The following is a 13027-nucleotide window of genomic DNA, read 5'->3' on the forward strand; positions in this document are numbered from 1 at the left end:
GCTGCAGTGCAACAACGGGGTGGCCAGATCGCAGCAGGCGGTGCATAGGGCGTGCCACGAACAGAACAGCGAAACGACGACATGACTGCTGCGGCCAAGCCCTTTCCCATGAACGAACGTGAATTTGTCGGCCTGATGGCGTCGATCATGGCGCTCAATGCGCTCGCCATCGACGCGATGCTGCCGGCCTTCCCCGCGATTCGCGCGTCCCTGAACGTGGCCGACCCCAATTCGCTGCAATATATGATCACTGCCTATATGCTGGCCAATGCCGTCGGTTCGCTGGTCGCCGGCCCGCTGGCGGACCGGTTCGGGCGCAGGCCGATGCTGCTGCTCAGCATTACCTTTTCGGCGCTCGGCGGCCTCGCCAGCGCGCTGGCGCCGACCTACGAGATGCTGCTCACGATGCGCGCGGTGCACGGCTTCTTTGCCGCGGGCCTGGGCGTGCTCGCCGTGTCCGTGATCCGCGATCGCTACTCGGGCGACACCATGGCGCGGCTGATGAGCGTGATCTTCATCATCTTCATGCTGGTGCCGGTCATCGCTCCCTCCGTGGGTCAACTGGTGCTGACCGTGGCATCCTGGCGCGAGATCTTCCTCGTCTTGGCGGCTTACGCCAGCATCGTGCTGGTGTGGACATGGCGCCGGCTGCCGGAGACGCTGGATGAAGACCAGCGCCAGCGCATTTCCCTGCCGGTCATCGCTCGCAACTGGGCGGCGGTCGTCAAGGATCGTCAGGGCCTGGGCTATATGCTCGGCGCGGGGATCATGATGGGCGGCATGTTCGGTTTCCTGAATAGCGCGCAGCAGATTTTCTTCGACGTGTTCGATGCCGGGGCCTTCTTCCCGCTCGCCTTCGCCTGCGTGGCAGGGTCGATGGCGGTGGCGAACTTCTCGAACAGCCGCATCGTCGAGCGCTTCGGTGCGCGCAGGGTTTCGCACCTCGCGCTCATCTTCTTCATCGCCGTCAGCATTGCTCAGCTGCTGGCCAGCCAGATGCATCCCGAGCCGCTGCTGCTGTTCATGGTGCTGATCGCACTCAACATGGGCATGGTCGGCTTTACCGGATCGAACTTCGGCTCGATCGCCATGGAGCCCTTCGGTCACATCGCCGGATCGGCCGCCAGCTTCCAGAGCTTTGCGCGCATGGCGATTGCCACGCTGATCGGGGCGGCGACCGGACAAAGGTTCGACGGCACCACCCAGCCGTTGGCGGAAGGCTTCATGGCCACCGGTCTGGTCGCGCTCGTCTTCATCCTGCTGGCCGAGCGCGGACGCCTCTTCACCCGCCCGCGCCGCAACGCCATGCGGCCCCCACTGCCGCCGCGCTGAGCGGTCTCGGGCGAGCGCCGGACGAGCAGCTGCGCCGTCCGTCCTTCATTTCCTGAGGCCCTCACCCTATCTGAATGGGGAAAGGCTGGCCCGTGCCCGCCTGCGGAGATCGTTCGTGCGCAAGGCAATTCTCGGCCGTTACGGCAGCAATCAGGGTCACTGGGTCGGCGATGGCTTCCCGGTTCGCTCGCTCTTTTCCTATCACGATCTTGGGCAACAGATCAGCCCGTTCCTGCTGCTCGATTATGCCGGGCCGCACGCGTTCGAACCGACCCAGGCGCGGCGGGGCGTGGGACAGCATCCCCATCGTGGATTCGAGACGGTCACCATCGTGTATGACGGCGAAGTGGAGCATCGCGATTCCACGGGCAATGGCGGCATCATCGGCCCTGGCGACGTGCAGTGGATGACGGCCGCCGGCGGCATTCTGCACGAGGAGTTCCATTCGCCCGCCTTCGCGCTCGCCGGTGGTCCGTTCCGGATCGTGCAGCTCTGGGTGAACCTGCCCGGCAAGGACAAGATGGGGCCGGCGGGTTATCAGGCGATTTCGGCCGAAGACATTCCCACCGTCGACCTCGGTGCTGCTACGGGTATCGCACGCATCATCGCGGGCGCCCTTGGCGACGCTCAGGGGCCGGCCCGTACCTTCACGCCCATCAACGTGTGGGATGTACGGCTGACCGCAGGCGCGGACACGACGCTCGCTCTGCCGGAGGGGCACATTGCCCTGATCGTCGCGCTGACTGGCCGGCTCACGATCAATGGCACCCAGCCGCTTGATGAGGCCGAGGTTCTGCTGCTGAGCCAAGACGGCAAGGATGTTCAAATCCAGGCCGCGGGCGAGTCGAGCCTGCTCGTCCTCACCGGTGAACCGATCGACGAACCGATTGTCGGCTACGGGCCCTTCGTGATGAACAGCGAAGCGGAAATCCACGCGGCGATCGATGATTTCAACAGCGGGCGCTTTGGCGCGCCCGTGTGATCGCCGGACAGGATGCTGGTGGGCGATGACGGGCTCGAACCGCCGACATTCTCGGTGTAAACGAGACGCTCTACCAACTGAGCTAATCGCCCCCTCGCGGGATTTCCTGCGCTTTCTAGGTTTTCCCTTTGTCCGTCAAGAGCGGTTTCGCGGAACAGAAAGGCAACTGCAGGCCAAATGCGGACCTAGAAGTCCCGAACTATTCCCGAACTTTTGGAACACGTGCGAAGGCAGGGATTTAATTGATAAGAGGGCTGTTGCCGTGCTGCCAGAATTCTAGCATCGCCGGTTTCCACCCCACCGCTAACGATGCCAGTTAAGAGCCGACGATATGCTGACACGTATTTGTGCGCTTTGACGGCAATGGCTGAGGAGCAGGGCGCAGCAACTACAAAGCTCTTGGTAGCTGTCAGTTTAGCGCCTGCTCGGGAACGATAGCGAGTTCAGCCGAGCGGTCAGCCACAAACACAATCGTTAGGATCGCCTAACTCGACTTCGGCAAGATTAGGGCATGGGCCCAGTATGCTTTCTCCATACCGATCGAGGAAGTGTGTATTGCACTACCTGACGTTTCGTCATCTGAAGCCGAGCCGGATCCTCTACCCATTGGATCGTCGCCACCGAGGTAGGGTCGAAGTTTTCGACAATTGCCAACACATAGTCTCTTCTCAGGGCAATTGCCTGATCATATTCCAGACGGGTGAGCGTAGCTGTACAGATACCGACTGAACTCTTGACCTCAATTAGTTTGAGTGTTCCCGCCTTAATGATCTTGAAATCATAGCCGACTTTTAGACCGCTCGTGTCGGTTACAAGCCACCCAGCGGCCTCAAGGGTTTTCCTAACGGCTTGTTGAGCATCCCACCATCCGCTCGCCGCCGGTGGCGGCGGAGATGTAGTGACTCCAATTGAAGCAGGGTGCGGAACCACAGTTCCGCCCGGCGTCGAAGTTTGTGCGACCGGGACAGGCGGAAGACCTGGCAGCACTGGAGGGGCAGATTGTACAGCTTGTGTTGATTGGAGCCGCGTCCAAGACATTCCAGGATAGGAGAGTGCAAACTCTTGGTGGGCGGGGGAAGCAGGATCGTCGTCGAAGTAGGCGGCAGCCTCGGTAGACGTGAACCCAAAATCGGCCAAGAAATCCGCCACATCTACGTGGCTGCGTCCTGCGGCGAGAAAGCTGTCCGTGTAAATTGCAGCGATAAGTGCAGCGATCGGTATTTTTGTACCGCTGGCTGGCCGAACGATCCCTGAATAGAAGGACACGTTTTGGGGATCATGGACCGTATATTCGCCAGTGACTGGATCTTTGCGAAACATTTTGGGGTTATCTTCGCCGCGATATTTAGGTGGCTCACCCTTTAAATGGCACCAACTCTGAACGAGTGTCGTCGTATTTGAAGGTCGTAGGTGGGGGCAAGTTTTGCGAGAGGCGCTTACGAAGGCCGGACTTTGCATCTCTTGAACTGAGGCGTAGCAGACGAAACCTTTTTGAAGGTTGAGATTGTTCCGCCAAATATTCGAAGGGACTGCCAAAACTCCACCGGTAAGCCCCGTTGGAACCTTATGATCATTGTCGAAAATGATCGCGATCTTTTCAGGATTGGCTCTGCTTGGCTTGTTGTAAAGGTCATCAAGCAACTGTTGCAACTGGCTCGATTCAATGCCGATAGTGGAACCAACCCGAGGGATCTGATTGCCGTAGTGCTTGCAGGCGAGGAAAATCTGGGCAGCGCGGCCACGAAACCCATGACCCGCTACCCCTTTGAGGATCTCTAACGCCTTGTCGTAAACGGCAGGGACATTGATCGGGATCACGCGGCAAGTCGAGAATTGCGGCGGCGTGTTTCAGCCAGATAGGCCGCAGGCGAAAGTTCTCCACGCATCAGAGCCTGATATGAGCAGGTCGCAGCGCTAGAGTAATCAAGTTGGCTTCCATCCTCGCCAGCGATCAGCGCCGGGAGATCGCTGATCGCTTCCGCGACTGTCACCGCTGCCTGCGTTACGAAACTTCCCTCCGGAGAAAGTGAACACCATTCTGCAGGACGACGCGGCGGCATATTGACTCTGCCTGCACGTCGCACACCCACGATTACGACTCTAACGCGGCGCTGAGGGACCCCGAACTCCGCAGCGTTCATTTTCCAAACCTGCGCGTCATAGCCGGCTTCATCGAAGCCCCTCATGATACGCTGTAAGAAAGTCCCACCTGACATGCTTAAAAGTCCAAGAACGTTTTCGAACACGAACAGGTCGGGTTTCATTTTCTCCAAGAGTAAAGAGTATCTAGCATGGAGATGGTTGCGGACATCCGCTTCTGAACGCTTGTTTCCGCCCGTCGAGAAACCTTGACATGGAGGCCCGCCTACCAAGGCGAGAGGCCGCGCCCCGCAGCGTTCTTTCGATGCAGTTACTAAATATTCTATGACCTGATCGTCGTTCATGTCGCCAACGACGGCAAGTGGCGAAACGTTCTGCCTGAATGCCGCGACTGCGGACTTGTCGAAGTCTGCCGCCGCCAACGTTGTCCAACCCTGCCATTTAAAACCGAGCGATAGGCCTCCACATCCTGCGAACACGTCGACCATGTCGCCCGGTGCACCTAGGGCTTCGGCGATTTGCATTGCGAGCAGAGGCGGAACTGCATTGCCGATCTGCTGACATACCGCGCGCTGTGAACCATGAAAGATGAAGTCGTCTGGGAACGATTGCAGGCGCGCTGCTTCCCTGTGGGAGATGGTGCGATCTTGCGAGGCGTCTGGATGTAGAAAGCAGCCATTGCCAGGCCGGGTGTAGTAAGTGCCGATTGTGTAGCTAGGAGCGTCGGGAAGGAGGCGGCCGTAGTAGGTGGAACGTGACCCCTTGCCTGCTGCGCAACTTTCCCGAATTTGCGCCAAACGCGCCGATGGAACATCTTCGGGGATGTTTTTCCAATTCCCACCTGGAGGCACGGCGCGGGCAAATTGAAGATCCAGCGCGCTCAGTTTAGCGCTCTGATGGTTCCAGATCATAATCTGCACTCGTTCCAATTTGCGACGCTAGTCAAGGCATCGCGCTCCCAATCTTCAAGCTTAGGAAAGTCGTCAAGCAGCCGCGCCATATCAGCTCGATTTAGCCCGTAAGCTTTCGCTACGGTGATTTCGAGACGATGCTCAGCCGCGGATCCGCCGCCATTCATAGCGCACCTAGCGATTGAAGACAGCTTTCCTACTAATTGATCGTTCAGCTCGGGCATTCGCGCCTGCCTGACTACGCCAAGAGACATATGGCCGGTAGTAAGCCGCGCTCGAACCTGTGCTTCGACGACGAACGATGAGAGCAGAGCATGAAGAGCAGTAGTGCGGTCTAGCTTGCCATCTCGGTAACACGCGACGTGTAAAGAGTTCCCTGCGACCCAACCTGGTGGAATCACCGTACCAATCATGCGCCGCTTGGATGTGGCTCGGGCCACGTCACGCCATACCGCTCGAGGAAAGCTGGTGGAATGGAACCCCGTGCAAAGAGCTGGACGGACTGACATTGTCGGATCCTCAATTACACCGTGCCGGCTGATCATACGGCCTTTGACGAAGGGGTATCGAGTTCCCTTGGTAACTTTCTCGGCAAGACGGGTTTCGTCTAACTCTCGCCCCAGCCAAAGGTTATGCGGACGATCCCCTTCCCAGGACTGTAAAGTTGATAAGCCACTAAACTTCCCGGCCAATTCGTCAGCTCCCGAGGGAGGCCCAAAAGGAAGGGTCCAGTTGCGAGCTTCCATCGCCGATCTATTTAAGATGACGGCCTGTTCGCTAACTAAAGAGCCATGTGCGTCGAACGACCGTATCCGTCCCTTCCCCGCCGCTCGGCTACCGGCGTGCATAGTAAGCGCGACGACCGGTTGATCCACCCGTTCGAACAAGCGTGCCTCAGATGGATATGTCGCTGCGTCGACGATTCTGTTCGATCCAAATGCCTTGCGGCGTATCGCGGTCGAAGACTGGTCGCCCATGATCGTTGCGGGAAGAATGATCCCGATGACGCCGCCCCTTCGCGCAATACTTAGACTCAAATCCCAGCCACATCGGGCGAGGTTAGTGCCCCACCCGCCCCATGCGCCTTCCGCGCGGGCTGCTGGAAAGCGCGTGTCAAGCACTCGCGAGAGGGCACGTAGGTCCTCCTTGTATCGCTTCGCGCCCAACAAAGACAAATGCCTTACCTCTCTGCTGTCGGGCTTCAGCAGTTCCCAAGGCGGATTCGTGATAACGAAGTCAAAACGCGGGGAGAGATCAGTGGCAAATGTATCGCCCACTATTACATCCGTCTTGACGTTCATGCCGAGCCGACGCGCCATTGCACACACACGCGCGGCGGCCGTGTTGGCCGCAGCAGCCTCTCGGTCGCGAAGCTCAATGAGCCACGGAAGTTTCGAAAGCTTGGGATTTCGGGCCGATACTGAGAGAAGCGCAAGAATGAGGCGCCCATCCCCACAAAATGGATCAGTTGCAGCGATTTTCGTTAATGACGTTATCTCCAGCGCTGAAATCATCTGTTCGGCCAGATCATTAGCTAGCCGGGTCGGCGTGTAGAAGCGTCCGGTCGCCCTCTCCGCCAGGGTCTTGCCGTTGTAGCTTTCCTCGCTGGCCGCATGGCTATCCAGCTCAAGCATGGGCAACCTCAAGCGGTAGGCCTGACTCGGCTTTTATCAGCATTTGAACCAAGAACATAATTTGACCTCTTCCCGCCGCAATGTCGGGCGCCAGAATCTTGGGGGAATGAGAACGTTTCGGCAACCGGAATTCCGTGCGATCGTCAGATTGATATCGAGCGACCTGCGGGCGTTTTCGAACACCCGACAGAGTAGGAGATGCGGACGCTGCATTGCTACCAAACGATCTCAGCAAGAGTTCGTCGCTAGCCGCCAGGAACGACTATTGAACATGAACGTTACGCCATCCCTGTTGCCAATTGGGGGGCGGGAAAACCATAACATCCATAACATGGGCTTATTTTCAATGGCTTACACCATAACATCTGACATAATATTACCATAACCAGATTATGTCTTTTGAAGGTGACATTTCGATTTGAAAAAGCCCCTTCTTTTCAAAGACATTATGTTTCCACCCGCTTAAGATTATAAAAAATTATGGTCGAACCATAACCATAGAAATGGCAGTTTTCTGCTACTTACAGCGCAATATCTCCGCGAGATTATGGATGTTATGGTTTTCCCGACCCCATCCCCCGCCCTTGGGCGGACGAGCGAAAACTCAGAAATTTTTGCGACGTGATTGGACGCTCAGAATAAATTGACCGATTATCGGATCCAAATAGGTGCGAGTGTGCATCAGGATGCATCTGCGGAGCACCGATATATTCGGCCACTCCGTCCGGCTCTTAGGCCGGTTTCCGGCGCCGGTGAAAATGCATCAATACCGACACAAAAAGCGCGCGGGCGAGGCGGGGGGAAAAGCGCGTTTCGCGGGGGGCCATCGCGTAGAGGCGTTTGTCGGGCTGCGGATCGATGCTAGTCATGCGATCAGCGCTGGCATTGATGGAGGCCGCCATCTGCAATCACTTCCGGGCCGACCCCTCTAAGCTCTCGACATGGGCAGAGTATATCGGCGCCCATCTTCCCGAGCCTGAGCTGCAAGCGGCATCCGAGGATGTCTGGCCCCGCAAGCCCGCCATCGTGGCGCGCAGTAGTGAAGGGCAAACCGTCGTTGATCAGATGATCTGGGGCGTCCCGCGAAAGATGCCCGGCAAGCGCCCCGGCACGACGATCACCAAGCACATCACCAACGTCCGCAATCTCGATAGTCCGTTCTGGCGATCAATGATCGCAACGCCGGCGCAGCGTTGCCTTGTGCCCTTCACGCAGTTTGCCGAGCCGAAGATCGGCCAAGGGCGTGAGGAGTGGTGGTTCACGATCAATCAGCAGCCGGTGTCATGCTTCGCCGGGATTTGGCGTCCGAGCGAGGCCGGGATCGTCTTTGCGTTCCTGACCTGCGAACCCAACCCGCTGGTCGCCCCGCTTCACCCGAAGGCCATGCCGGTCATTCTCCATCCCGAGGACTATCAGGTTTGGCTGACCGGCGATTTGGATGCGGCTCGCGCTCTCGCTCAGCCCTTTCCCAGCCAGCTTATGGCAGTCGCCTGAACGTCAGGTGCGGTATCTGCGCAGAGCTTTCTTCCAGACCAGCTGATCTGGAAGCGGGAGCAGGATCGTCTCCCTGTCCTGGCTCGTTTCGATCAGCATGGGCCGCACGCGTCGGCCGCGAGCAGCTGAGCATCGCCGGCAATAAAATCTCATCCGGGCGTCGCGAAACGTGTCGTTCCAATGGCGCTGCTGAAACCACCACCATAGCCCGTGCGGATCGAAGGGCGCTGCGTGTCCGCACCGGCACACCACGCGAACGGCGTTGTGCCATGCTGCTGCTTCGAAAATACACGTCGCGACCCTTATATCGCCAACATAGCGGGCCACTTCATCGAGCAGTGTTCAGCAGCTTCGCGCATGCGAGCGCGCCAAACATAAACGGTCCCTCGTCTCGCGCGCCTGCGCGGATCTCTTCCAAAAACTGGCGGTTACCGTGGCCGCGCTCTTCCAGCGCCTTCGCGACGGCGTCGCGAATGTCGTCAATTCGGTCCATGTGCATGTTCTCCTGATAGAGAACATATGAGGAACATGGTGCGATTCGGTCAATGGAAGAATCTCGGGAAACTTGGCTGACGCGACGAACTGTCGTAAAAGCAAAATTGCAGGCGCTGACTCTGTTGGCCCTGCTTGGCGGTGCCCATCCCCCCCGGATATAACCGCCAATAAAGAGGGGCGTCGCTCTGCGGCGCCCCTCCATTCTTATCCGGTGCTGAGATATGCCAATCACATATCGCGTGGCCGAAATCGCACAACCTCAGTCCCGACCGCCTCATTCAGATCTAGAAACACCGATTGCAAAGGCGCCAGCTCCAGCTCGAAGAAAGCGTCGGTCGCCTTCGTCACATCACCAAAGCCGCCCGCGTTCGCCGGCACAATGCCAAGCAGCTGCGGCGGCACCCGGTGCGCGGCAAGCACGTCGTCGCGCGTCGTGTTCTTGATGCCGAGGAACTCGTCGCTCGCGCCCATCTGCGCGATTGGCAGCAGTTTGATGCCGTTCTCCTTCCCGTTGGGCGAGTGGACGAACAGATTGCGGAAATTGCCCGGCCCGCGCGATCGCTTGAGCGCATCGCGCATCTTGTCCACGTCGCCCTCGGCAAATTCGCCGGTCGCATACATGATGTAGCCCGCATGGCTCCCGTTTTCATAGTAGCGCCGGCGGAACAAGGTGGCGTTCTCATTGAGCAGGGCTGACTGCAAGGCCGAGATATATTCGGGCACGCCGTAAATCTCCTGATTGAGATCGAGCGCGAGCAGCTGATGGACGGTGCCGAACGGGAACTGCTCTTCATGCTGGAACCCCGGCACCCACCAGAAGGCGCCCGGCTCGACGCCGCGCCGCGTATATTTGGCAAGCGGATGATCGAGGCGCAGCAGGTCGCCCAGGCGGTTGCGGATCTCCTGCGCATAGGCGTTCCCGAGCACGAGATAGTCGAGCACCATGCCGGCGAACACCTTGCGGCTCAGCCAGCGCGTCGGCTCGAGGCTGGCGGCCAGCATGTTGCGCTTGAGCATGATCGCGCTCGAATGGTGCGGCGAGGCTCGAAACGCACGGGAAAGGCCGTTGAGCGAGATCGGCGGCTCATACCAGCGGCCATTGTGCCCGCACTCCATCATGTCGAGCATGGTGGCGCGGCTCAGCACCGGCTCGGGATCGCCGAAGCTGAAGGCTTGCACCTCGCTGACCGTGGCCGGCATAGCGGTGGACAGGGCACGTGCATTCTGGCGGCGAGATCGGCGCTTGCTCATTCGATTATCTCCATTGTGCCCTTGGGCTTTTCCTTGCCGTCGAGCGGCTCATTCATCAGGATGTGCATCGTGGCCCATGCGAGGTCCGCGTGGCCGTCATTGCCGCCGCGCCCGGCCTTGAACGTCATGCTGCGTCCGCTGGCTGTGAGGGTCTTCTTCACCGAGACAAATGATGAGACGAGATCGAGCATGGAGGCATCGAATGCGAGGCGGCCCCGGCGCACGACATTCTGCGCCTTCATCACCATCTGGGCTTTCAGCTCGAGCGAATATTCGATCTTGGCGACCGTGCAGCCCGGCATGGCGCCCACCTTAGCGAGGAGCTGATAAACGCCCGCGCCCACGCCCTTGGCGTCAACGCCCAGATAGGTGCAATTGTATCGGCTGAGCATCACCTTGATGAACTCGGCCTGCTGCTCGAAATCGAGGCCGCGCAGTTGGTGGCGCTCGAGGATCCTGAAAGGCTCGCCTTCTCTTTCCGGCGGCGCTGCAATCACCAGCGCGGCATTGTCGCCGTCCTCGCTCTCCTGCGGGTCATAGCCGGCCCACACCCGGCGAGTGCCATAAGGGCGCAGAGCGTCGGGATCGAAATCCACCCACTCCACCAGGCTATCGCAGCCGCAGGCGATCAGATCGTTGAAGCGGAAGGCCGAAAGGCTGTCATCCACGAACTCGCACAGGAACAGGTTGGCGAACTCATCGGGCGCATACTCATCCTGCAGCTCGTCGATGTCGAAAAGATCACAGCCGCCGGCCTCGGCGTCGCGGATGTTGACGATATGGCGCCACACCCGATCCGGCCCGACCGATCCGATCGCCAGCGCCGCATGGCTCACATCGATCTCGATCCGATCCGCCTTTTTTCGCCGCTTGTTTCGGCGCTCGCCAGTCCAATAGGGATAAGCCGGATGCGCCACGCTCGATGGCGTTGAAAAGTAGGTTTTGCGCCACTTCTTGTGCGTCGCCATGCCCGAGGCGACCTTGTTCAGCTCCTCGAATGAGTGAACCCAGAAGAACTCATCGAAATAGAAATTGCCATGCCGGCCCTGCGCCGTGCGGAAATTTGTGCCGAGATAATGCAGCTCGGCCGCCGCTTCCTCCGCCGGGCGCAGATCGGACGTGATCAGCATCGGATCGCCGGTCAGCGCCACGCCGACCAGCTTGGCGAAACTCACGATATAGCTGCGGAACTGATGGGCCTGCGCCTTGGAGGCAGAGAGGAAGATCTGGTTGCGCCCGGTTTCGATCGCGTCGATCAGCGCCTCGAACGCGAAATAGTAGGTCGCGCCGATCTGGCGGGACTTGAGGATCATGCGCGTGCGCTGATCCTTCGCCTCCCACCATTGCGCCTGATAGTCGTACAGCCCTTCGAGGAATATCCGCTTCAGCTCGGCGGCCTGCTCTTCCGTGAAATGGTTCTTGCGCGCTTTCTTGCGCGGCCCGGCGTTGCGATTGGCGACCTTCTCATTGAGATCGCCCTCATGTCCGCCCTCAGCCTGATAGCGGCGCACGCGGGCCATGGCCGTGATCGAGCGCGATAAGGCGTCCAGCTCGGCCAGATCCGCGTTGGTCTTCTTCTCCTTGGCGACCAGCACCATGAAGCGGCATTCGAGGCTGTCCTCGATCTTGCTGATCGAGGGCGCGTCGTCCCACCGATCGCGCTGTTTCCAGCTTTCGATGGTCGCGCGCGGGATCGCGCTGCCCTTCTCATTGACGATGCCATGCAGCGCGAACTCGTCCGCGATCTGGGCCACGCCCCAGCCTCGCCAGTAGAGGCTGCGCGCATGTCGGCGCGGGTCGAACTGCCAGAAGCTGGGCGGCCCTGCTGGGGCAGTGAGGGGCTGGGCAACGGTCATCGCGCCTGACCATGCCGTCCGCGCCGATCAGATCACGGTCCTCCATCGGGTGAGAAGCTCTCGCCCGATGGACTGGCTTGAGGATCACGTCCCGTACGGCCCTTCTGGCGCCAGCACCGCCGATCCAAAACAAGGGAGCCCGCCCCCATGGCCAAGAGCAAGTTTTTCCGCATCGCCGTTGAAGGTGAAACCGTCGATGGCCGCGTGATCCAGCGCGAATGGCTCGAGCAGATGGCCGCCAGCTACGATCCCAAGACGTACACGGCGCGGATCAACTGCGAGCATATCGCTGGCTACAGCCCGGATAAGCCGTTCAATGCCTATGGCACCATTCTGGCTCTGCGCACGGCCGAGGTCGAGCTGCGGATCAGTGGCCAGACCGTCAAGAAGCTGGCGCTCGAAGGCGAAATCGAGGCGAACGATCAGCTGCTCGCGATCAACAAGGCCGGCCAGAAGCTGTTCACCAGCTGTGAGATCCACCCCAATTTCGCGGACAGCGGCAAGGCCTATCTGGTCGGCCTGGCCGTAACCGATCAACCGGCATCGCTGGGCACCGAACCGCTCAAATTTGCGGCCATGACGCGCCCCAACCTGTTCACCAACGCGATCGAAACATCGCTCGAGTTGACGGCCGAGCCGATCGAGCCTGCCGGCATCGCCGAGGCGATCAAGTCCGGCTTCGCCGGCGTCGCGGCCCTGTTCTCGCGCTCGGAAGAAAAGCCGAAGGAAGAGCCGGCACCCAAGCAGGAGCCGGCCAACGACAACAGCTTCGATGTGACGGCTTTCGCGAGCGCCATCGGTGATCAGGTCGCGGCTGCAGTCAAGCCGGCCAATGACGCGATCGCGGCGATCAATGCGCGCTTCGATGCACTCGATGCGAAGCTCGCCAAGACGGAGCAGCCCGGCACGTTCACGCGCACGCCCGCCACCGGCGGCAGCGGCGCGGTGGTCACGGATTGCTGATCACACGCC

At 59.6% G+C, this 13027-nt stretch carries 10 protein-coding genes and 1 tRNA gene; 4 read left to right on the forward strand and 7 right to left on the reverse strand.

All coding sequences use genetic code 11. The features are described 5' to 3' along the window. The first annotated feature begins 108 nt into the window (after positions 1 to 108). Both M2343_RS12905 and M2343_RS12910 read left to right on the forward strand, forming a co-directional pair. Entirely contained in the window at positions 109 to 1332 is a 1224-nt protein-coding gene (locus M2343_RS12905) for a multidrug effflux MFS transporter (protein WP_264576970.1), read from the forward strand. Between the two features lie 115 nt (positions 1333 to 1447). After that, on the forward strand, positions 1448 to 2314 hold the full coding sequence (locus M2343_RS12910) for a pirin family protein (RefSeq protein WP_264576971.1): 867 nt from the start codon (positions 1448 to 1450) through the stop codon (positions 2312 to 2314). A gap of 16 nt (positions 2315 to 2330) precedes the next feature. On the opposite strand, the gene M2343_RS12915 is transcribed toward M2343_RS12910, so the two are convergent. From M2343_RS12915 to M2343_RS12930, 4 genes are all read right to left on the reverse strand, one after another. Next, a tRNA-Val gene (locus M2343_RS12915) sits at positions 2331 to 2406 on the reverse strand. Positions 2407 to 2818: 412 nt separating this feature from the next. Next, positions 2819 to 4132 (reverse strand): DUF3883 domain-containing protein, encoded by a 1314-nt coding sequence (locus M2343_RS12920; protein WP_264576972.1) that lies wholly within the window; start codon positions 4130 to 4132, stop codon positions 2819 to 2821. Then, a complete protein-coding gene (dcm, locus tag M2343_RS12925; protein WP_264576973.1) occupies positions 4129 to 5325 on the reverse strand; it encodes a DNA (cytosine-5-)-methyltransferase in 1197 nt (398 codons plus the stop codon). The genes M2343_RS12920 and dcm overlap by 4 nt, the downstream gene beginning before the upstream one ends. Continuing rightward, entirely contained in the window at positions 5322 to 6959 is a 1638-nt protein-coding gene (locus M2343_RS12930; protein ID WP_264576974.1) for an N-6 DNA methylase, read from the reverse strand. The genes dcm and M2343_RS12930 overlap by 4 nt, the downstream gene beginning before the upstream one ends. A gap of 867 nt (positions 6960 to 7826) precedes the next feature. Between M2343_RS12930 and M2343_RS12935 the strand changes: the two genes are divergently transcribed. Then, complete coding sequence (locus tag M2343_RS12935) at positions 7827 to 8453, forward strand: SOS response-associated peptidase (protein WP_264603897.1); 627 nt, start codon at positions 7827 to 7829, stop codon at positions 8451 to 8453. Between the two features lie 328 nt (positions 8454 to 8781). On the opposite strand, the gene M2343_RS12940 is transcribed toward M2343_RS12935, so the two are convergent. From M2343_RS12940 to M2343_RS12950, 3 genes are all read right to left on the reverse strand, one after another. After that, entirely contained in the window at positions 8782 to 8946 is a 165-nt protein-coding gene (locus M2343_RS12940; RefSeq protein WP_181561007.1) for a hypothetical protein, read from the reverse strand. Positions 8947 to 9176: 230 nt separating this feature from the next. Then, entirely contained in the window at positions 9177 to 10199 is a 1023-nt protein-coding gene (locus tag M2343_RS12945; protein ID WP_264576977.1) for a phage portal protein, read from the reverse strand. Continuing rightward, positions 10196 to 12055, reverse strand: a complete 1860-nt coding sequence (locus M2343_RS12950; RefSeq protein WP_264576978.1) for a terminase large subunit domain-containing protein — start codon at positions 12053 to 12055, stop codon at positions 10196 to 10198. The genes M2343_RS12945 and M2343_RS12950 overlap by 4 nt, the downstream gene beginning before the upstream one ends. A 147-nt stretch (positions 12056 to 12202) precedes the next feature. On the opposite strand from M2343_RS12950, the gene M2343_RS12955 reads away from it, so the two are divergent. Then, the gene (locus M2343_RS12955; RefSeq protein ID WP_264576979.1) at positions 12203 to 13018 is read left to right on the forward strand and encodes a GPO family capsid scaffolding protein; all 816 of its coding nucleotides are present in this window, start codon (positions 12203 to 12205) and stop codon (positions 13016 to 13018) included. Positions 13019 to 13027: the final 9 nt, after the last annotated feature.

This window comes from Sphingobium sp. B8D3B, from assembly GCF_025961875.1.
GTDB lineage: Bacteria > Pseudomonadota > Alphaproteobacteria > Sphingomonadales > Sphingomonadaceae > Sphingobium.

What these genes read in the sequence shown, in the direction of transcription:
- dcm (WP_264576973.1), bottom strand. Translation starts at nt 5,325, where the DNA reads ATGATCTGGAACCATCAGAGCGCTAAACTGAGCGCGCTGGATCTTCAA.
- M2343_RS12940 (WP_181561007.1), bottom strand. Translation starts at nt 8,946, where the DNA reads ATGGACCGAATTGACGACATTCGCGACGCCGTCGCGAAGGCGCTGGAA.
- M2343_RS12905 (WP_264576970.1), top strand. Translation starts at nt 109, where the DNA reads ATGAACGAACGTGAATTTGTCGGCCTGATGGCGTCGATCATGGCGCTC.
- M2343_RS12930 (WP_264576974.1), bottom strand. Translation starts at nt 6,959, where the DNA reads ATGCTTGAGCTGGATAGCCATGCGGCCAGCGAGGAAAGCTACAACGGC.
- M2343_RS12950 (WP_264576978.1), bottom strand. Translation starts at nt 12,055, where the DNA reads ATGACCGTTGCCCAGCCCCTCACTGCCCCAGCAGGGCCGCCCAGCTTC.
- M2343_RS12955 (WP_264576979.1), top strand. Translation starts at nt 12,203, where the DNA reads ATGGCCAAGAGCAAGTTTTTCCGCATCGCCGTTGAAGGTGAAACCGTC.
- M2343_RS12935 (WP_264603897.1), top strand. Translation starts at nt 7,827, where the DNA reads ATGCGATCAGCGCTGGCATTGATGGAGGCCGCCATCTGCAATCACTTC.
- M2343_RS12945 (WP_264576977.1), bottom strand. Translation starts at nt 10,199, where the DNA reads ATGAGCAAGCGCCGATCTCGCCGCCAGAATGCACGTGCCCTGTCCACC.